Origin of the sequence: Muriventricola aceti (assembly GCF_025567565.1) — a bacterium.
Taxonomy (GTDB): Bacteria; Bacillota; Clostridia; order Oscillospirales; family Oscillospiraceae; genus Lawsonibacter; species Lawsonibacter aceti.
On sequence record NZ_JAOQKF010000015.1, the window covers coordinates 24,982 to 43,144 of the forward strand.

The window sequence follows — 18,163 nt, forward strand, 5'->3', positions numbered from 1 at the left end:
TTCATAGTTCCTCTCCCATATTTTCCCAGAACTCCTGGGCGCTCATACTGGGTAGCCAGCGCCTACGGTCCCCACCCCGCCCTTCTTCAAAGTGGCAGGCGGCGGCATAGTCACAGAAGCGGCAGGCATTTTTTTCCGGTCCCCGCCAGAAAGGATCCGCGGCGATGTTGCCCTGGGCCAGCTCTCCGCAGATCTCCCCCAGCACCCTTTGGATGTGGCGGCCCAGGCGGCCCAGGCGCTCTGCGCTGGCCAAGGCGTCTCCAGTGATAGCTCCAGTAGACTTGGACACCTTCAGGGGAAGGAAACGGTACCCTTCTTCAGAGACGTGCTCCATAGCCTCCAGCACGGCGGAGTCATCCAGGACCAGTCCGCTTCGGACCAATTCCCTGTCTAACGCCTTGCGCCATGCCTGTTCACTCATCGTCCGGCTTCCTCGAACCACCGCGTCCCGAGCCGGGAGATACAGCACCCCGGCGCCCTCTACTGGCAGCCCATAGAGGGACTCCCCCCGTTCTTCCAGAGTAAAGAGATAAAGAAGCATCTGAAGGCCCAGGCCGTTCCAAACCTCAGTAAGATCAAAGGACTTTCGCCCCGTCTTATAGTCCACCACCCGCAGATAGAGTCGCCCGTCGTGGACCCATCCATCCACCCGGTCTACGAACCCAGAAACGCTGATAGTAACTCCATCCACAGTCAGTTCGACTGGCGGCAGGTCCTCCCCCTTTCCAAAACCCAGCTCAAAGGAGATAGGTCGGAAGCTGGAGTGAAGAAGCTCCTCCGCCACGTTGTCCACCACCGCCTGGACCGATCTGAGCAGTCGGTGGAACAGGTAGCGGAAGCGGTCACTCTGGCCTTCCAGCCCTCCCAGCTCCTCGGCCACATAGCGGTCCACCGCCTGGCGGGTGAGCTGTCGCAGCCGGCCGCGCGTATCCTCATCTAATTTTTCCGGCTCCATCCCAGGCAGTCTTGTCTGGCGGAACATATCGTCCTGAAGGACATGCTCCAGCACATAGTGGACAAATGTGCCATACTCCGGCGCTGTAAAGCCTGCCGGCTTTCTAGGCTCTGCCCGCAGGCCATACCGCATAAAATAGGAGAAGTGGCAGGATTTATACTTGTCCATCCGTGAGGCGGACATGGCCACCCGTCTCCCATACAGCTGGTCCACCGTCTGCCTAGTGAGTTGCCCTCTCTCCCAGCCAGCCACCCGCTCCAGCTTGTCCACTTGGCTCTCCAAGCCAGACAGGCTGCCCAACAGCTCCCGCAGCCTCGTATTTCTCCCCGCCTGCTCCAGGGCGGGCAGAGGGGCGGACAGCCGGAAGCGCCCCTCTAGCTCCTCCTCATGGCATATGTCCAAATCAGTATAGAGCAGCTGCAGCCGTTGGGCCAGGAAACAGGGCCTTCGCTCCTCACCTCCAGGCCCCTGGACAGCCCAAGATACCACTAGGCGGTGGCTGGGGCGGGCACAGATCTGATAGACCGTAGTCATCTCCCGGAAGAGCAGTTCCCGCTGGGACTGGTCCAGCTCCAGACCGTATACCGCCAGCAGAGAGCGGTCATCATCTGACAGCAGGCCAGGAGCCGCCCCAACCCTGGGGATGGAGCCGTCATCCGCCCCCAATAGAAAGAGAGCCTTCACCCTGTGCCCTGTCTGACGGGTGGTTTCACCGGCGGTCACCCGATCCAGGGAAACCGGGATCGTTCCTACATCATATTGGGACAGGACCAGCCGAAACAGGCCGGCAAACTCCTCCAGGTCCATTCCTCTCTCCCCCAGCAAAGCAGCGCACTGCTCTAGTCCGCCACAGAGGATCTCCCAGAGCTGCCGGTACTCCTCCGCCAGAGCGAGCTCTCCCCGCTTCTTCAGCGCCTCTACCCGTGCCTCCAGCTGATCTGGCAAGCCAATGCGCTCCAAAAATCTGTAAAGGGAAATCGCCTGTCCTCTTCCCGTCTTGTTTTGGGCCTTTCTCAGTTCCTCCAAAGGAGCGGTCACCTGCCTTCTGGCGCGGTCCAATCGCTCCAGAAGGGCACGGTCCTCTTCCTCCCAGGGGATGCCATATCCTCTAGGATGCCAAGTCCATTCCTTTGTCTGCGTCCAGCGGCTCCCCTTGATATCCCACTTCAAAACATAGTTTTCCAGCAGATCTCGGTCTTCTTCCCCCAGGTCCGTCAGTCCGGTCTTGAGATAGCGGAATATATCTTCGTAGGCATAGCCCCCCGCCACAGTATCCAGGGCCGCGGTGACCAGGGTGAGCACGGGCTTCTCCAAAATATCCGCCATAGCGGAGGAAAATACGGGTATCCCATATCTGGGCAGCACCGATTCTATCAAATCCTGGTAGGCGCCATAATCGCGGGCCACCAGACCAATGTCCCGAAAGCGGTAGCCCTCCTCTCGTACCAGGCTCAAAATGCGCGATGACACCCACTCCACCTCGGACCGCATGGTATTGGCCCGAAACAGAGTGACGGCCCCTTCACAGGAAATGGGGCTCTCCAGGCCCCCACCGAAGAGATGCCCCTCCAAAAATTGGAGCGGCCGCTCTTTTGCCGCAAAATCCCCGACAAGGCATTCTACTTTATAGCCTATTCTCTCCCGTTGAGCCAGTCTAATCAGTCGGGCCGCCGTTCTCCGTGCTGGGGAAAAGATGCCTGTCCCATCCTCATCCTCCTCCAGGTGGTCGCAGGTCAGGGTGACAGTCATATGCTCCGCCTGGACCAGAAGCTGGCCCAGGACCTCCTCCTGCTGGGGCGTAAAGTCTGTAAATCCATCCAACCACAGATCCTTGCCCACAGCCCAGCGGCACTCCTTCAGCTTTTCAGCCGCTCTGGTCAGGCGATCCCTAGGGTCCAGTGCCACGTTTGCCGTGAGCGCGTCATAAGTCCCACAAATCAACCCCAGGTCCCTGAGTTTATTCCCTTCTGGGCCTCCTGCTTCCTGCCCCGCGGTAATCAGCGCCTCAGGGGGGATACAGCAGCTCTTCAGCTCATCCACAGTGGCCAACAGAGCGGTGAGGAAAGCAGGGCGCTGCGATGCGCGGGCATACACCGTCAGGACCTCTGATGTCTCCTTGAGCGCCCGGTACATAAGCAGAAGCCGCCCGCCCCCGTCCAGCTCCCGCTCCCCCAAGCCACCAGCGGCCTGAAAGACACGGCCGCATAGTCGGCTGAAGGACAAGACCTCAGCCCAGAGAGAGGCCCCGTTCCCCCCCATCTGGCACAGAGCACGCTCGGCCTCATGGGACTGCTGCTCAGGGACCATCAGGACCTGCTGGCGCATTTGCCCGGCCTGACACAGACGCTTCAGTACCGCGGTGGTCTTTCCCGCTCCCGCGCGGCCAAGAATCAGCTTCAGCATCTTTTTTGTCCCCTCTCTCTTCCCGGCATCCCAGGAGATCTGTTCTTCAGTCGTTTCTGATATTGTATCACGTTATTCCAGTCAAAAAAAGTCCTTGACACTCTTTTCATCATAAGGAAAGAGGGCCTCCTTTTCAGAGGCCCTCTCTCAGTGTATCCGACTTCATATTGTTGTTGACCAGCTTTTGTGCCAGCAGTTCCCGGAATTGGACGGTCTTCTCCCTTCCTCTATTTCGCAGCTCTTCCAGGCGGGCAGAGATTTCTTCCCGCTCCCGCTCCACTCCGCAGGCCATATCCTCAAAGGCGGAGAGACGCTCCAGAGCCGCTGCCATTTCCTCCGGGGCCACCGTAACTTTTCCGTCTACAGTCCTTGTATATCGCTCCATGTCATCTTCCTCCCTTCAAAAACAGAGCCGCGCTCATGCGCGGCTCTGTACCTGATATGTCAGCTGGGGTTGACGGTATAGTTGGGAGCTTCCTTGGTGATATAGATATCGTGGGGGTGGGACTCCCGGAGGCCAGCGGCGGTAATCTGCATAAACTGGGCCTTGCTGTGCAGCTCCTCTACGGTGTGACAGCCAGTGTAGCCCATACCGGCCTTCAAGCCGCCCATCAGCTGGTAGATGGTCTCGCCCGCCAGTCCCTTGTAAGGAACTCGGCCCTCTACCCCTTCGGGAACCAGCTTCTTGTTGTTCTGCTGGAAATAGCGGTCCTTGGAGCCCTGGTTCATGGCCGCCAGGGAACCCATACCCCGGTAGACCTTGAACTGGCGGCCCTGGAACACCTCGGTGTCGCCTGGTGACTCCTCGCAGCCAGCCAGCAGAGAGCCCAACATGACCACGCTGGCGCCGGCGGCCAGAGCCTTTGCGATATCACCAGAATATTTGACGCCGCCATCGGCGATGATGGGGATATCATACTCAGCGGCCACACAGGCGGCGTCATACACCGCGGTGATCTGGGGTACGCCGATGCCGGCCACCACACGGGTGGTACAGATGGAGCCGGGACCAATGCCAATCTTCACACAGTCGGCCCCTGCCTCAATGAGGGCCCGTGTCCCCTCGGCAGTAGCTACGTTACCGGCGATGAGCTGTACGTCGGGATAGAGGGCCTTAATACGCTTGACACAGTTGAGAATATTCTGGGAGTGGCCATGGGCCGAGTCCAGAGCCAGCACGTCGGCCCCCGCCTCCACCAGGGCTGCCACCCGGTCCAGCACATCGGCGGTAACGCCGATGGCGGCACCCACCAGCAGGCGGCCCTTTTCGTCACGGGCGGAGTTGGGATACACCGTCGCCTTCTCGATATCCTTAATGGTGATCAGGCCCTTCAGCCGGAACTCGTTGTCCACAATGGGCAGCTTCTCAATCTTATGCCGGCGGAGAATCTCCTTGGCCTCAGCCAAGGTGGTCCCCTCTGGGGCGGTGACCAGGTTCTCTCTGGTCATTACATTGTCGATGAGCTGGTTCATGTCTGTTTCGAACTTCATATCCCGGTTGGTAATAATGCCAATCAGCTTTCCATTGTCACAGATGGGCACACCGGAGATGCGGTACTTGGCCATCAGCTCATCCGCCTCAGCCAGTGTATGGCCGGGCCCCAGCCAGAAGGGGTTTGTGATAACGCCGTTCTCACTGCGCTTGACCATGTCTACCTGTTCCGCCTGCTGGCTGATGGACATATTCTTGTGGATGATGCCGATGCCGCCCTCGCGGGCGATGGCGATGGCCATCCGGTACTCAGTCACGGTGTCCATGGCGGCGCTGATGAGGGGGATATTCAGATGGACCTTCCGGGTCAGACGGGTACGCAGGTCGATGTCCGCGGGGAGTACATCGCTGGCGGCGGGGATCAGAAGCACGTCGTCAAAGGTAAGGCCCTGCTTGACAAACTTCTGTGCGGCGTCCTGATTGACCATATCTACAACTCCTTTTTCTTCTGCCCGGCGGGCCGGGCCATATCTTTTCTTTCCAGTGTGTATAGTTAAGTTATTGTAACGCTCTGCCGCGTCTCTTGTCAAGGAACCGCTTTGCCAAAAAACAGGGCCGCTTCAAAGCGGGATTTGCCGCTCTCGTCCAATCCACGGACATAGCGTTGGTCCCCCTGCCCTCCGGATTGGATATCAAGCTGTTCTCCCGGCCTGCACTCGGCCAAATAGCCAATCTGCATCGAGGCCAGGAACCGGTCCTCCTCCAGCCTGTCCATTTCTACCGCGTCGCAGGCGAAGTCAGCGTACCGAGTATTATTCACATGGCCGTTCAAATCGCTGTCACTGTACCGCATGGGCCGACGCTCCACCTGGACCAGCTCCTCCGGGCAGTGGAGCTTGGAGAGCGTCATAGTCTTACACAGTTCTCCCCCTCCGGTACCAGCCAGCTCCGTGACCGAAGACAGGCGCATCAGCTTATGTCCCTCTAAGCTGGCCAGCACCCAACCGGACACGGACTCACCCACCAGCTGTCCATCGGCATAAATGTCGTAATCCCGATACATCATGGCCCCCCTATCCCCCCGGTGCCAGGTGCGGACAGTCAGCTGGTCCTCGAACCGCAGGGGCCGGTCCAGCCGGTACCAGGACCGGGCCAGCATCCAGAAGGCCCCGTACCGCTCCATCAGCATCTCCCGGTGGAAGCCACCTGCCTCCGCCGCCAAGGTAGCGGCGTCCTGGAGGTGGTTGAGCAGGGCCGAGGCCTTGCACATTCCATGTCCGTCGATATCCAGACCGTTCAATCGAAAATGGTGTTCATAAAATAGGCTCATCTTTTTTCCTTTCCCCGGATCAGAATGGTATCTTTGCAGCAGATGTCATCGATGTCATCTGCGGTAGCGGCCGGCACCCGCATCTGGGCCCCGCAGTCGGCGCAGATGAGGTCTACGGAGCTGTAATTGACCTGAAAGGTCCAGTTTTTACTGCCGCAGGCACAGGAGATGCCCCCGCGGGCCGCGATGTCCCGGATCTCAGACAGCACCTCCTCCATGACGATCTCATCCAGGAACGCACCCTGGCTCACCTCGTCCTCGCCCAGCTTGTCCACCGCCTGTTCCAAACGGGCGGTGGCCGCGTAGACCGGCCCCTCCTCCCCCACATAGCAGCAATCCAGGCCAGAGGCGGCACAGGAGAAGGCCAGGGCCTTCTCCCGCAGGAAGGCGTGGGACGAGCAGGACACAGCGTGCTCTCGACCGCAGAACAGGCAGGGCACCGTGAGTTGGACCCGGCTGGGCAGAAACTCCACCGTCATCTCCGACTTGCCGCAGGGGCACTTGATGTGGGCCTTGGAGGCAGCCAGAGAGAACAGGTCCCGCTCCACGATGACCGACTGGCGGCAGCGGGGACAGATATAGGCTAAATATCGCTTGGTATCCTCTACCATAATTATAATTACTCCTTACTGCTCCGGGGCTGTAGGCTGATTCCATCCCGGCTTATCATTTTCAAGCACTGGTAAAATTTCACCAGATACCAGACCACGCCTATCACGGAAACGATTATAGTGATTATGGAAACGAGAAGAGAATCCAACAAATATGTCAGCACGGTACCGCAGGCGCTGACCACTTCCATAAGCAGCCAAGCGTAAAACAGCCCCCTGCTCTTCAAGTTTTGTCCTGTATTTGTCTCAAGCTCCACCATTCCTTTGACGATTACATAGGTAACCACCGCCTGAAGCACTGTGCGTACCAGGGTGAATGACAACTCCAGTTCCCCCAAATAGCTGGTATACTCAGTGAATCCGGTGAACACATATTGCCCCCCTGAAAAGACGCAGGCCACAAGTGCCGTCCAGTAGTACCGGGCAAAGGTCTGGATTCCGCGACAGCGAATCATCCCCAGCCACACCAGGAAAAAGCCGACAAAATCCGGTGTAAACACGATGCCATTGATACGAAAGTCAAAAAACACAAACAACAGCAGGCCCCAGAATATCATCCACATAAACGGCACCTTCTCTCTTTCTGCTTCAACGCTCCGCCATAACAGCCACTTCTACTCTGCCGCCCCAGCCACAGGCTCGTCCAGCACCCAGGGCAGCCAGATCTGGCACTCCAGGTCAAAATTTTGTTTTGGAAAATCCGGAGCGCCATAGGGATAGTCCTCATGCCCCAGCACCAGGCCGCCCCAGGGCCGCTCTATCAGCGGCCCCCACCCCGGGCCATTTTCTCCCGGCGGCACAGCCAGGACCGCCCCGCCAATCCGCCAGCTGAACTGGTAGAGCAGTCCCTTTTCTTTCCAGTTCTTATCGTGGTAGAGCTCGCACACATAGGTTGCCCTGGCAGGCGGGACAGACAGCCTGTCCAGAATTTCCAGAATCTCGCCCGGCAGCCTTCTCTCCCGTGCCAGGGTCAGGAAATTCCGGCAGCGGCCGCAGGCGCAGCCCCAATCCTCCGCCTCGGCATACCAAGCGGAGGTGGCTGTTTTGTCCACCTCCACCTCATAGCCATGCCAGGAAAAACGGGTCATTTCTTAAACTCCTTCTTGGTGGACCGCCTCTCCTCATCCACCTCGTAGGCCTTGATGATCTTCTGGACCAGAGCATGGCGGACCACGTCGGCCTCTCCCAGCCGCATGATGGCGATATCATCCACGCCCTTCAGCACCCGCATGGCCTCCCGCAGGCCGGACACCACATCCTTCGGCAGGTCGATCTGGGTGATGTCGCCGGTGATGACGATTTTCGATCCGAAGCCCAGGCGGGTCAAAAACATTTTCATCTGTTCCCGGCTGGTGTTCTGGGCCTCGTCCAGGATGATGAAGGAGTCGTCCAGCGTGCGGCCCCGCATATAGGCCAGGGGGGCCACCTCGATGTTGCCCCGCTCCAGATACTTCTGATAGGTGTCGGGCCCCAGCATCTCAAAGAGAGCGTCATACAAGGGCCGGAGGTAGGGGTCTACCTTGGATTGCAGATCGCCGGGGAGGAAGCCCAGCCGCTCCCCCGCCTCCACCGCCGGGCGGGTAAGGATGATGCGGTTGACCTCCTTGGCCCGGAAGGCCGCCACCGCGGCGGCCACCGCCAGATAGGTCTTACCGGTGCCCGCGGGACCAATACCAAGAGTTACCACATTGTCCCGGATAGCCTCCACATACTTTTTCTGCCCCAGGGTCTTGGCCTTGATAGGCTTGCCCTTGGCAGTGACGCACAGCACATCGCTGGCCAACTGGTGAATCTGGGCCTCACTGCCCTCCCGGACCAGTTGGATCACATAGCGCACGTTCTGCTCATTGATGGCTTCCCCTCTAGCGGCCAGGGTCATCAGGCTTTCCACCGTTCGGACGGCGCGCATGACACCCTCCGGGTCCTCACCGGATATCTTCAGCGCCGAGTCACGGCTGACTACGGTCACCCCCAGCTCCCGTTCGATGAGGCGGATATTCTCGTCAAAGGAGCCAAACACGCTGATGGTCTCCTCCATTCGCTCCAGGCTGATGCTCTGTTCTGTCATTCCTACTTATCTCCTGTTTATGAGGAGGCCTGCTCCTCTGATTCGCCGTGCTCCTCTGGCGGGGCGGAACCTGGGACCTCTTTCCCGATCTCCTCCTGGCACTCAGCCTGGGCGGTCACCTTCAGCTGCCCATCCTCCACCTTGGCGGAAAATCGGATAGAATCTATCTGTCCGTCCTCCCCAATCAACCGCTCCAGACGGTCTTTCAGCTGTTCCTCCAGCAATCGCTGGGCCGCTTCCCGGTCTAGCTCCCTGCTCTCCAGCTCGTAGGCGCGATAACTCTCCTGGATCAATGAGATAGGAAGAGCCCGCTCCCCCGGCAGGGTGAGTTGGCGCACTGTGGTTATTTTATCATAGAATGGCCAGGAAATGCTACTGTTTCCAAAAATTTCGATGCGGCGGTCTAAAAATTTCAGGGACCAGACCTTCCGATCCTCCCCCGTATATACTTTGGTGTTCGCCTCCAGGGGGATCTGTGCCGTCAGCGTCCGCCAAGTCCGGGCCCACACCCGTCCCCTGGCATGGGTCTGATAGTAGCGGGTGGGCAGGTCGCTGTACTTGGGAGGCTCCATGGTCACAGTGCCGGAGATAAGCACCTCTCCGGCCAACACGGTATCCCCCTCCTGAACTGCCGCATCCCCTTGCTCCGGCTCGATGTGGGTGACAATGCCATCTGCTTCGGCTACGATGTCAAAATATCCTTTCTCGTCTATCCGCTCCGGGGAGGCGACCGCCTCCCGCACGATGACCTCCAAGCGGGTACCGTGGAGGTTGATCCCCACCCAGGACAGCTCCTCCATTTCCCGCAGGGTCTCCTGAGCCAGCTGCTGCCGGTCCAGGCCGGGGCCATAGACGCCGGGCCGGACGCCCAGCTGTCTCAGCTGGCTTAGGATAACGGCGGTAGGTACTCTCTCGTTTCCCTTGACCTCCACCGTCAATATGAATTGGGACAGGAAGGCTACGGCGCACAGGGACAGGGCGAGGCCCGTTAGGAAGGCATACCGGGTCCGGAAGCGGATGAGAAAGTCCGGCAGCCCCCGGCTGCCCTCCTGACTGACGTCGCAGCCTACTCTCTGGGCAAGCTCCCGGAGCTGTCTCAAGTGTCGGCGGCGGACTGTGAGGCGCAGAGTATGCTCATCCAGCCATTCTACGCCCCAGAATTCCACTCCGTTCTGGGCACAGAGGTTTATCAACCGTTCGGGGAACAGGCCGGTAACCCTCAGGTCGGCCATTCCCCGCAGAAAATTCATCAGCCGCTTCATCCCGATCCCCTCCTAGTCCAGCTCTATCTGGCGTATCTTCCCGGTGATGAGCAGTTCCAGCCCAGTCATGGCCCGCAGCTCCAGCCCCTCGCCCGCTATTTTTACAATAAACACGCCGCCGCTGACGTGGATCTCCTCCTTACCATAGGCCAGGATACCCCTGTGATTCTCCATTCTCAGTTCCCCGTCCCCCACCAACTCCAGTCGGGGCAGTCCTGCCAGGGCGTCAGCGGGCAGGTCCAGGGCCTCCGCTGTCCGCTCCAGCAGACCGGGTCGCCGTGGCTTTCTATCCATAAAAAATCACCTCTCCCCTATTTGTATGAGGGAAAGAGGTGAAACTTGTGGGAAACCTTTTCTTTATCCCAACGGCTTTGTGACGCTGGGCCATCCCCCCTCCTCCAGCTCCATGGACACCGTACCCCAGCAGAAATATTGAATGGTCCAGGAGGCTATGGACCCAGGTGGCCGTCTCTCCACCTGGACCCAGACGGGAACCAGCGGGAGTCTGTCAGAATATAGTCCCCGGCTGTACCTCATCACCGCCGCCTGAAGGTCGGGTGGCAGGGGCTCAACTCCCTTATGGTACCGCAGGAGGGGGTGACCGCACAGAAGGGCAAGCATTAAAATGACCGCACCACCGGCGGCGGCCCAGCGTTTCCTCCATTTCACTCTTCTGACCAAAGGAATCAGACTGGCGGCCAGGGCCAGGAGGGCAGCCAGCAGGGCAGCAGCTCCCGCTTGAACCGTCCACGCCGCCAGGGTAACTATCAATTCCATAGATCAACCCACCTTTTAGGCTGTTCCGTCATCCTCCAGCCGGGGCGGATCTCCGCCCACTGTGCTGTATATCTCTCGACTTCCCCGGAAAATCGGCCCGCGGTATTCGTAGTAGTCGTACATGGGGTCCAGAAAAGAGCGGTCAACCTCTACCAGCAAGCAGCCCTCATGGGCTAGTATTCTCTCCCCTCCGCCATAAGTGACAAAGATCCCCCACAGGCCCCAGAACAGGCCGACACTGGACAGGACCATAGCACACAGCACCAGGACCGCCTGAGGAACACGTTTCTTCCAACCCCTGACGGTCACATACCAAATACAGGCCAGAAAGCTTACTATTGCCGTTAGACAGAGGATCAGAGCAGGACGGTTTCTCCAGGCCAACCCCAACAGCTTATTTCCGCCCCACAGGAGAAGGAAGCTCCCCAGAGCAATTCCCGACAGCACCCAATAGCGCCGGTCCTTGCGGCGGATACTGTTCACACCATAGACTGCCGCTGCCAGCAGAGCTATTGGAAAGGCTATATAGGCAGTGCCTATCATAAGCAGCTCGTCCATCTCTTCGCCTCTATCAGACTTTTACGGCAGAAAAGGCCAGACAAAGTGAATATAGAGGGGGATCCCCACAACGGTCACCAGACAGAAAGTCAACAACAGTCCAAGCAGCACACGGCCGATATTCTCTTTCATCTCTTCTCCATCCTTTCCCTATTCATTCACTTCATAGTATTCTCCGTGGTACAGGTCATGGTCCCCCAGTCCTTCAGGGTAAGGAAAAGCCGCTCCCCCTGAAACTCCAAATAGCTGCGGGCCAACTCCCGCTGCCAGCAGTCAAAGAGAACAACAACGCATTCCCCCGTCCCAGCCAGCTCCAGGCCGTAACTCTCTCCACACTCTAGCAGCCCGCTCCCATCCTCACTGGAAACCGACTGTGTCTGGCTGCTTTCTGTCACAGAGATCCCATCGATCACTGCGGAGCTTTCATTTACCACTACAAGGTCGGCCTTCTCTCCGCCGCAGCCGGACAGCCAGAAGCCGACCAGGGAGCAGCTGGAGAGAGTCCCCACAAGGGACAGAGTCAGGAGCGCGGTCATTATCTGTTTTCTCATTTCTTTTCTCCTCTGTTCAGTCCTCTGTCCTCAGGGTCAACACCACCACCTCCGGCCTGTTTAAGAACCTGAATGGAAAGGTGCTGTTGCCCAGTCCCCGGGACACCACCAAAGTGGTGTCCTCCACTTCATAGAGCCCTTTGGTCAGTTTGGGCAGGAATCCCTGCCCCGGCGCATAGAGGCCGCCCACAAAAGGCAGCCGTATCTGGCCGCCGTGGGCGTGGCCGGAAAATACAAGGTCCGCTCCGGCCCTGGCGTAGTCGGAAATAAATTGGGGCTCGTGGGCCAGCAGGATGGATAATCCATCCGGAACATCCTCCATCAGCCAATCTACCGTTCCATCCCGCAGGCTTTCGTCTGACAGCCCAGCCAGCACCAGGCAGCTCTCCCCCACCGGAAGAACGGCGCATCGGTCCTCCAGCACCACGACTCCGGCCTCGGTCATCCCCTCCAGCAGCTCCGTCCGCTCTCTGTCTGCAATCGACCACTCGTGGTTACCGGTGATATAGTAGGTAGGCGCCAGCTCTGACGTCCCCTTTGCCAGCTCCAGAGCTGGGATCAGGTCCGTTCGGTTCCGATCCACCAGATCTCCTGTCATCAGGACCAGGTCCGGCTCCAGCTCCTCCACTAACTTCAGCAGCCGGCGCTGGCCATCCCCAAAGCGGTGGTTGTGCAGATCGGAGAGCTGGACGATGGTATATCCGTCCAACTCCCGCGGGACCTTCGTGGACATAAACTCGTACCGGCTCACCGTCAGGCCGTTGTTCTGCCACCAGAAAAAGGCCGCCAAAAGCGCCAAAGCAGCCCCAATCGCAACCATCTGTTTCCAGCGCCCTTCCCTTGTCTTCAACGCTTTTTCCTCCAAAATCCTAGAAGTCTGTTTCCAGTACATACAGCCTTCCCTGTTCCGTATCCATCAGAGCAAAGGTGCAGTTTTGCAGCACCGGGTTAAACTCACACTTTTTTCCATATTGCTCCTGAAACCTGTCCCGGTAAAACCAGAAGCCCCGTGGCTCCTCCGGCAGAGGGGGTATCTGTTCGCCGTTTTGCCGCCATGCCGCCCGAAACTGCTCCCACAGCTCCGGCTCTATGGGGCTCTCCCTCCAGCGCTGGGAGATATCGTCAATCAGCCCCTCCGCCTTATCGGGATCTGAACACTCCACCACAACTGTGAGCACCCCGTCGCCGTGGAATCCTCCGTGGCTGTCTTCATAGGTAATTGCCGCTCCTGCAGGCAGGTCGATCCCCAGTTGTTTTTCCAGATGTCTCTCCATTCCGGAGCCGCCCAGCCCCAGCTCCCCCAGAAGAACGCCGCACAGCAGCACCGCCAGCGATAAAATGATTAAAAGCCGTTTCATATTGCCTCCAAATTTTCCTTCCATCCGGTCTTGAAGCCCTCCTTTCCCCATAGGTCCAGCCGTGCTTTTTCAGGCCTCAGTCCCCATAGGTCCTGCTCTCCGTTACGGCCCCGTCCTCCAGATAGACAAACAGGTAGCCCCATCCCAACCCGTAGCTCCCGATGGGATAGGCCAAAAGCTCTCGCACTTCTCGACCGTCGGGTGTCAACCTCTCCTCCTGCTGGTCCCCATCGGTGTCCGGTCCCAGCAGGGACACCACCTCTTTCCTGGGACATCCCCTTCAAGCCGCCGTACTAAGTCAGCAGGTCGTCTACAATGTGGTGGCGCTCACCGGGCTGGGCTGCCCATCGCTCTGGAGTAAATTGACTCCGCTGCCACCACCAACCCAGAAATATCAGGGCCAGCGCCAGAAATAGCGCCAGCTTTTTGTGCCTTTTTATCCAGCTCATGGCTCCCCCTCCCCGTCAGGGACAAACTCCAGAATGTCCCCCGGCTGGCAGTCCAGGGCGGCACAGATGGCCTCCAGCGTAGAAAAACGGATGGCCCTCGCCTTGTTGTTCTTTAAAATGGACAGGTTCGCCATCGTGATATCCACCCGCTGGGCCAGCTCCCCCAGGGACATCTTTCTTCTGGCCATCATCACATCTAAATTGACTACAATCTTCACAGACCCGCCCCCTCAAATTGTCAGGTCCTGGTCCTCCTTCAGCTCCGCCGCCTGGCGAAACAGGGCGGACATAACCAGGAACAGCAGCCCGCCCATCAGGAAGATGGGGATGAACAGGGTGTTATAGGTATAAATAGGAGCCGTGTTTTTCAACCATATCAGCTCCCCGATCAGCCGCACCGCCGCCATCCCGGTGATAATCCAGCAGCAGACCGCCGCCCGCCTCATACTGCGGGCGTTGGCCATCTGGAACGGCATTCCCTCCAGAACGGTATTGAGTATCCCTTTGGCTTGCTTGAGAATCACAAAGCAGCACACACCGCAAATCAGCAAAAAAAGGGTGTACAGGGCGCAGACCGTATCCTGCCAGACCTCTCCCCAGCCGGCCAGAGCCACAAAAATTATGGGAATCACTATGTCGTCCTCGCCATACGGCTGAATCCGAAGCAGATGGAGCACCCGCTCTTCCAGAAACAGATGCAGCTCGTCCGCTGAAGTCACCAGCCAAGGTACGAACAACAGCGCAATTACATTCAGCACCATCATGCCAACGACCAGCATTTTCAGAACGCCTGCCAGCTTCTGTACCCCTGTCTTTTCCATGGAAGATTCCCCCTTTGCTACCCTAGCCTAGCACGCCAAAAACCGATTGTCAATATATTTTTATTGTTTTTCGATAAATTTTAAAGTTTAAATGTCCGGCACAGTACCGTGCCGGACCCTCATCCCGCGGTTTCAAGTGCACCGCTGTATTTTTTCAGTTCCTGCCGCCGCCGCCGCCAGTCCGGCATGAGTGTATCCATCCGGGCATAAAAGCCGGGGCCGTGGTCGTGGTGAAGAAAGTGGACCAGCTCATGAAGCGCCACATAGTCCCGCAGCCCTTCTGGGCACCGGGCCAGAGCCACATTCAGGGTGATATACCCCTGGCTCCAGTGGCAGTTGCCCCACTGGCTTCTCATCTTCCGCAGCTTCAACAGAGGGCGTGCCACTCCAAGTCCCTCTACCAGAGGATAAACCCGGCCAACAGCATCTTCCAGCAAACGGAGGCACTCTTCTCTATCAGGGCCAGGGAGCAAAGGAACAGTTCGATCCGCCATACGAGCTCGCACATCCATAATCCAGCCGCCCTTTTGAGCAATCAGGTGGTCAGCCTGCTCCAGAGGACAGTGTGTGGGGATGGATAAAACTACCGTGCCATCTCGCCGAATGTGAAGATTCAAGTTTTTTACCCGCTTCTTCACCAGAAGGTATGTAATTGGACCCAAAGGCGTGTCCACCACCCGGTATCGCTCCATTGAGTTCCCTCCCTTTTCACTTGCACTGGCATAGAATCAGAATAGGCCCAGCACCTGTGGTGAAGGGCCTATTTTTATTCTATCAGGGCCTGGAAGAAAAAGCAAGGCGGCCAGCTCATACGCTGTTCTGCCCGTTTCTTTACTCGGTAATACCCAGTTGAGCTCTGGCGTTGACCAGCCAAGCCGGTTCTTTCTCACCACTGCCAGTCATGCTGTCATACACCTCAGCAGCACGCATGCCATCGGCGGCCTCCCACCGTTCCATCCAGCCGCAACGCTCAGGCTCACCTCCCACTACGACGACAGTACGGTTTCCCTCGTCGTCCTCTGAGCTATAAATATATGGAGTGCTCTCGTTGATCCGGTCTGTAATGTCTATATGCTGGCCATCAGCTACAAACCACAGCCTGCCAGCCTCCCAAGACACCACAAGAGGAGTACCCGCCTCGTCATACCCTGTGGATAGCGAGATGCTTATATGGTTTTCTCCAATACTTAGCTGGTCGCCTGACATCAGGGTATAGATCTGCTCTCCGTAGGCCCAGCCCACCAGCGCCAAACAGGCCGCAAGTGCCGCGGCAACCAACCCGGTCCGCCGCGCTGTATGGCGTTTTCCCTGTACAGCAGTTATCACTCTTTTCTTAATCAGATCCACATCCACTTCATGTTCCTCCTCCGGTATAAACTCCGTATCCGTGTATTGCTCCATAAGCTCAGAAATCTCAATTTTCCATTGGTTCATAACCAACCTCCTGTAAAAATCTCTTCAACCTCTCTCTGCCCCGACGCAGCCTCGTCTTGGCGGTAGACAAGTTGAGTTCCATCTCTTCCGCCGCTCTTGCCACCGTCTGGCCATAGTAGTAGTGACGCACAAATAGTTCCCGGTCCTGCTGGTCCAAGCTGCCAAGAGCCAGGGATAGTGTTGACCGCAGCTCCCTGTACTCCGCTTCACTCTGGGGGAGGTCCGACTGCAGTAGTAGGATATCCTCCTCTAGGGGCAGGTCCTCTCGATGACCTCGCCGGCGGTTGAACGCCCGGTTTCGTGCTACTGTGGACAGCCACCCCTTCACCTGCCCTGGCCGGAGCTTTTTCCGGTTGTCCCAGGCGGCCAGAAACACGTCGCCCGCCAGTTCCTCCCATTCCTCTGGGCGGCCGGGTAGAATACGGGCCGCCACCCCACAGACATAGGGAGCATAGCAGTCTATCAGGGCCTCCAGCGCGGCTGGGTCTCCCCGGTTCAGTCTGAGCACGATCTCTTCCTCCAGAATATTTCCCCCCTCCTTTCTGTTGAAACGCGCTTCAACTATCATAACACCGCAGGGTCTGGTTTGGTTTCATCTCCACCCCTCGATTTGAAACATTTTTTTCAGGACAGGCATCCTTCTCCCCTTTCAGCCATATGCTTTGTTCCGGGAGGTGATAGTTTTGGGTCGGATTTTGGGCAAGCAAAGGTACAGGGACATTCTGCTCGGTCTGGGGCTGCTCCTTTCCGCCGCCGCCCTTGTGGTATGGCCACAGCAGTCCATGGGGGCCATGAAGGATGGACTGAAGCTGTGCGCCAATGTCATCGTCCCCTCCTTGTTTCCATTCTTCGTTTTGTCCTCCTTAGTAGTAGAACTTGGAATGTCCCGCTATCTTGGCAGGCTTCTGGAGCCGGTCATGGCACCTCTGTTTCGGGTCAATGGCAGTTGCGCTACCGCCCTAGCCCTGGGGTTTGTGGGCGGCTACCCTGTGGGGGCCAGAACAGCCATCAGCCTGTATGAGAATGGCCAGTGCTCCAAAACGGAGGCGGAACGGATGCTGGCCTTCTGCAACAACTGCGGTCCGGCCTTTATTCTGGGAGTGGTGGGCACTGGAATCTTTGGCAGCGGCCGAGCGGGACTCATGCTCTATTTCGCGCATCTGGCCGCCTCCCTTCTCATTGGGTTACTCTTCCGGTTCTACCGGCCGGAGGAAGGTCCCCGCCGTTGGAGGCAGGCTGGGCCACAATTTCAGGCCACCAGTTTTCCCGCCGCCTTTACCCGTTCTGTCACCGGGGCACTTCAGTCCACCCTCAACATCTGCGCTTTCATCCTTTTCTTTACGGTTGCCATTCGTATCTTCACCTTTTCCGGTCTTATGTCTACCTCATCCGCTCTTCTGTCCACCCTTCTCTCCCCCTTTGGCCTGTCCCAACAGTGGGCCCAGAAGCTGCTCACTGGACTGCTGGAGATGTCCTCCGGTGTGTCCTCCCTCACGGAGGGGGCCCTGACCGGCCGGCTATCCATGGCCGCCTTCATGCTGGGCTGGGCAGGAGTGTCTGTCCACTGCCAGGTCATGGCCTTTCTGGGGGACAGCGGCCTGTCCCTGCGCACCTATGTGGCCGGGAAGTTGCTCCACGGCGCTCTGTCCGCCGCCCTCATAGGCGGGCTGCTCTGGTTCTTTCCCCAGGAAATATCCGTCGCCTCCTACCTGGTGGAACAGACCGAGGCCATTGCTACCCTGGACTTCCACCGTGCTCTCACCATTTCGGCCGCCTGGGCCTGGGGGATGTGGCTGGTCTTTTTTGCCCTGGCTCTGTATGTGCTAAAAAAAAGCAGTGGAAAAAGGGGAAGATCTGTATTATAATATGGGCAAGATGAAAAAAGGAGCGGCCCGCCATGAATTTGTTTCAAAAGAAAATCGAGCCCAGATGCGCCTACTGCGCCCACGGCCGCACGCTGAACGAGGACCAGGTGGCCTGTCCCAAGCGGGGAATTATGTCCCCCAGCTCACACTGCCGTTCATTTCAGTATGACCCCCTTCGTCGGGTTCCTCCCCGCCCCACCAAACTGGCCACCTCGGTACTCACGGATGAGGATTTTAAGTTGTAAGCGCCCTTTCTCTCCCGTCTGTTCCAAACAAGAAAAGGACCCGG

24 protein-coding genes are annotated in these 18,163 nt (G+C 58.1%); 2 read left to right on the top strand and 22 right to left on the bottom strand.

What is annotated here, in order from left to right:
- Position 1: 1 nt before the first annotated feature.
- The 22 genes from OCV64_RS14315 to OCV64_RS14420 all read right to left on the bottom strand — a co-directional run bounded on the left by OCV64_RS14315 (position 2) and on the right by OCV64_RS14420 (position 16,517).
- Positions 2–3,358 carry a PD-(D/E)XK nuclease family protein gene (locus tag OCV64_RS14315; protein WP_262670394.1) on the bottom strand — a complete coding sequence of 1,119 codons (3,357 nt, stop codon included), beginning with the start codon at positions 3,356–3,358 and terminating at the stop codon, positions 2–4.
- Between the two features lie 133 nt (positions 3,359–3,491).
- Positions 3,492–3,743: a hypothetical protein gene (locus OCV64_RS14320; RefSeq protein WP_262670395.1), complete on the bottom strand. Its 252-nt coding sequence runs from the start codon at positions 3,741–3,743 to the stop codon at positions 3,492–3,494.
- Positions 3,744–3,802: 59 nt separating this feature from the next.
- On the bottom strand, positions 3,803–5,278 hold the full coding sequence (gene guaB / locus OCV64_RS14325; RefSeq protein WP_186853267.1) for an IMP dehydrogenase: 1,476 nt from the start codon (positions 5,276–5,278) through the stop codon (positions 3,803–3,805).
- 98 nt (positions 5,279–5,376) lie between these two features.
- Positions 5,377–6,120, bottom strand: a complete 744-nt coding sequence (locus OCV64_RS14330; protein ID WP_147571946.1) for an acyl-[acyl-carrier-protein] thioesterase — start codon at positions 6,118–6,120, stop codon at positions 5,377–5,379.
- On the bottom strand, positions 6,117–6,731 hold the full coding sequence (locus OCV64_RS14335; protein WP_147571947.1) for a hypothetical protein: 615 nt from the start codon (positions 6,729–6,731) through the stop codon (positions 6,117–6,119). Before OCV64_RS14335 ends, OCV64_RS14330 begins: the two co-directional genes overlap by 4 nt.
- An 8-nt stretch (positions 6,732–6,739) precedes the next feature.
- Complete coding sequence (locus tag OCV64_RS14340; RefSeq protein WP_262670396.1) at positions 6,740–7,294, bottom strand: hypothetical protein; 555 nt, start codon at positions 7,292–7,294, stop codon at positions 6,740–6,742.
- A 51-nt stretch (positions 7,295–7,345) separates the two neighbouring features.
- The gene (locus OCV64_RS14345) at positions 7,346–7,819 is read right to left on the bottom strand and encodes a hypothetical protein (RefSeq protein WP_147571949.1); all 474 of its coding nucleotides are present in this window, start codon (positions 7,817–7,819) and stop codon (positions 7,346–7,348) included.
- Positions 7,816–8,799, bottom strand: a complete 984-nt coding sequence (locus OCV64_RS14350; RefSeq protein WP_147571950.1) for a PhoH family protein — start codon at positions 8,797–8,799, stop codon at positions 7,816–7,818. Before OCV64_RS14350 ends, OCV64_RS14345 begins: the two co-directional genes overlap by 4 nt.
- A 17-nt stretch (positions 8,800–8,816) precedes the next feature.
- Positions 8,817–10,061 carry a sporulation protein YqfD gene (locus OCV64_RS14355; RefSeq protein WP_262670397.1) on the bottom strand — a complete coding sequence of 415 codons (1,245 nt, stop codon included), beginning with the start codon at positions 10,059–10,061 and terminating at the stop codon, positions 8,817–8,819.
- Positions 10,062–10,073: 12 nt separating this feature from the next.
- Positions 10,074–10,355 (bottom strand): YabP/YqfC family sporulation protein, encoded by a 282-nt coding sequence (locus OCV64_RS14360; RefSeq protein ID WP_147571952.1) that lies wholly within the window; start codon positions 10,353–10,355, stop codon positions 10,074–10,076.
- Positions 10,356–10,418: 63 nt separating this feature from the next.
- Positions 10,419–10,838, bottom strand: coding sequence for a hypothetical protein (locus OCV64_RS14365; protein ID WP_262670398.1), 420 nt, complete (start codon positions 10,836–10,838; stop codon positions 10,419–10,421).
- A 15-nt stretch (positions 10,839–10,853) separates the two neighbouring features.
- Entirely contained in the window at positions 10,854–11,396 is a 543-nt protein-coding gene (locus OCV64_RS14370) for a hypothetical protein (RefSeq protein WP_262670399.1), read from the bottom strand.
- A 158-nt stretch (positions 11,397–11,554) separates the two neighbouring features.
- Entirely contained in the window at positions 11,555–11,947 is a 393-nt protein-coding gene (locus OCV64_RS14375) for a hypothetical protein (protein WP_262670400.1), read from the bottom strand.
- 16 nt (positions 11,948–11,963) lie between these two features.
- Positions 11,964–12,797, bottom strand: a complete 834-nt coding sequence (locus OCV64_RS14380) for a metallophosphoesterase (RefSeq protein WP_262670401.1) — start codon at positions 12,795–12,797, stop codon at positions 11,964–11,966.
- A 19-nt stretch (positions 12,798–12,816) separates the two neighbouring features.
- Positions 12,817–13,305: a hypothetical protein gene (locus OCV64_RS14385; RefSeq protein WP_240287530.1), complete on the bottom strand. Its 489-nt coding sequence runs from the start codon at positions 13,303–13,305 to the stop codon at positions 12,817–12,819.
- A 76-nt stretch (positions 13,306–13,381) separates the two neighbouring features.
- The gene (locus OCV64_RS14390; protein ID WP_262670402.1) at positions 13,382–13,561 is read right to left on the bottom strand and encodes a hypothetical protein; all 180 of its coding nucleotides are present in this window, start codon (positions 13,559–13,561) and stop codon (positions 13,382–13,384) included.
- A 37-nt stretch (positions 13,562–13,598) separates the two neighbouring features.
- Positions 13,599–13,754, bottom strand: a complete 156-nt coding sequence (locus OCV64_RS14395; protein ID WP_240287526.1) for a hypothetical protein — start codon at positions 13,752–13,754, stop codon at positions 13,599–13,601.
- Entirely contained in the window at positions 13,751–13,972 is a 222-nt protein-coding gene (locus tag OCV64_RS14400) for a helix-turn-helix domain-containing protein (protein ID WP_186853259.1), read from the bottom strand. The genes OCV64_RS14395 and OCV64_RS14400 overlap by 4 nt, the downstream gene beginning before the upstream one ends.
- 12 nt (positions 13,973–13,984) lie before the next feature.
- Complete coding sequence (locus OCV64_RS14405; protein WP_147571959.1) at positions 13,985–14,575, bottom strand: DUF2975 domain-containing protein; 591 nt, start codon at positions 14,573–14,575, stop codon at positions 13,985–13,987.
- 119 nt (positions 14,576–14,694) lie between these two features.
- Positions 14,695–15,267, bottom strand: coding sequence for a M48 family metallopeptidase (locus OCV64_RS14410; protein ID WP_186853258.1), 573 nt, complete (start codon positions 15,265–15,267; stop codon positions 14,695–14,697).
- Between the two features lie 139 nt (positions 15,268–15,406).
- Positions 15,407–16,009 (bottom strand): hypothetical protein, encoded by a 603-nt coding sequence (locus tag OCV64_RS14415; RefSeq protein WP_262670403.1) that lies wholly within the window; start codon positions 16,007–16,009, stop codon positions 15,407–15,409.
- Complete coding sequence (locus OCV64_RS14420) at positions 15,990–16,517, bottom strand: RNA polymerase sigma factor (protein ID WP_186853256.1); 528 nt, start codon at positions 16,515–16,517, stop codon at positions 15,990–15,992. The genes OCV64_RS14415 and OCV64_RS14420 overlap by 20 nt, the downstream gene beginning before the upstream one ends.
- Positions 16,518–16,683: 166 nt before the next feature.
- On the opposite strand from OCV64_RS14420, the gene OCV64_RS14425 reads away from it, so the two are divergent.
- Positions 16,684–17,874 carry a nucleoside recognition domain-containing protein gene (locus OCV64_RS14425; protein ID WP_240287523.1) on the top strand — a complete coding sequence of 397 codons (1,191 nt, stop codon included), beginning with the start codon at positions 16,684–16,686 and terminating at the stop codon, positions 17,872–17,874.
- Between the two features lie 32 nt (positions 17,875–17,906).
- On the top strand, positions 17,907–18,119 hold the full coding sequence (locus OCV64_RS14430) for a hypothetical protein (protein ID WP_147571964.1): 213 nt from the start codon (positions 17,907–17,909) through the stop codon (positions 18,117–18,119).
- The last annotated feature ends 44 nt before the right edge of the window (positions 18,120–18,163 follow it).

Excerpts from the sequence above, each read along its gene's own strand:
- OCV64_RS14315 (WP_262670394.1), bottom strand. The coding sequence starts at position 3,358 with ATGCTGAAGCTGATTCTTGGCCGCGCGGGAGCGGGAAAGACCACCGCG.
- OCV64_RS14320 (WP_262670395.1), bottom strand. The coding sequence starts at position 3,743 with ATGGAGCGATATACAAGGACTGTAGACGGAAAAGTTACGGTGGCCCCG.
- guaB (WP_186853267.1), bottom strand. The coding sequence starts at position 5,278 with ATGGTCAATCAGGACGCCGCACAGAAGTTTGTCAAGCAGGGCCTTACC.
- OCV64_RS14330 (WP_147571946.1), bottom strand. The coding sequence starts at position 6,120 with ATGAGCCTATTTTATGAACACCATTTTCGATTGAACGGTCTGGATATC.
- OCV64_RS14335 (WP_147571947.1), bottom strand. The coding sequence starts at position 6,731 with ATGGTAGAGGATACCAAGCGATATTTAGCCTATATCTGTCCCCGCTGC.
- OCV64_RS14340 (WP_262670396.1), bottom strand. The coding sequence starts at position 7,294 with ATGTGGATGATATTCTGGGGCCTGCTGTTGTTTGTGTTTTTTGACTTT.
- OCV64_RS14345 (WP_147571949.1), bottom strand. The coding sequence starts at position 7,819 with ATGACCCGTTTTTCCTGGCATGGCTATGAGGTGGAGGTGGACAAAACA.
- OCV64_RS14350 (WP_147571950.1), bottom strand. The coding sequence starts at position 8,799 with ATGACAGAACAGAGCATCAGCCTGGAGCGAATGGAGGAGACCATCAGC.
- OCV64_RS14355 (WP_262670397.1), bottom strand. The coding sequence starts at position 10,061 with ATGAAGCGGCTGATGAATTTTCTGCGGGGAATGGCCGACCTGAGGGTT.
- OCV64_RS14360 (WP_147571952.1), bottom strand. The coding sequence starts at position 10,355 with ATGGATAGAAAGCCACGGCGACCCGGTCTGCTGGAGCGGACAGCGGAG.
- OCV64_RS14365 (WP_262670398.1), bottom strand. The coding sequence starts at position 10,838 with ATGGAATTGATAGTTACCCTGGCGGCGTGGACGGTTCAAGCGGGAGCT.
- OCV64_RS14370 (WP_262670399.1), bottom strand. The coding sequence starts at position 11,396 with ATGGACGAGCTGCTTATGATAGGCACTGCCTATATAGCCTTTCCAATA.
- OCV64_RS14375 (WP_262670400.1), bottom strand. The coding sequence starts at position 11,947 with ATGAGAAAACAGATAATGACCGCGCTCCTGACTCTGTCCCTTGTGGGG.
- OCV64_RS14385 (WP_240287530.1), bottom strand. The coding sequence starts at position 13,305 with ATGAAACGGCTTTTAATCATTTTATCGCTGGCGGTGCTGCTGTGCGGC.
- OCV64_RS14395 (WP_240287526.1), bottom strand. The coding sequence starts at position 13,754 with ATGAGCTGGATAAAAAGGCACAAAAAGCTGGCGCTATTTCTGGCGCTG.
- OCV64_RS14405 (WP_147571959.1), bottom strand. The coding sequence starts at position 14,575 with ATGGAAAAGACAGGGGTACAGAAGCTGGCAGGCGTTCTGAAAATGCTG.
- OCV64_RS14410 (WP_186853258.1), bottom strand. The coding sequence starts at position 15,267 with ATGGAGCGATACCGGGTGGTGGACACGCCTTTGGGTCCAATTACATAC.
- OCV64_RS14415 (WP_262670403.1), bottom strand. The coding sequence starts at position 16,009 with ATGAACCAATGGAAAATTGAGATTTCTGAGCTTATGGAGCAATACACG.
- OCV64_RS14430 (WP_147571964.1), top strand. The coding sequence starts at position 17,907 with ATGAATTTGTTTCAAAAGAAAATCGAGCCCAGATGCGCCTACTGCGCC.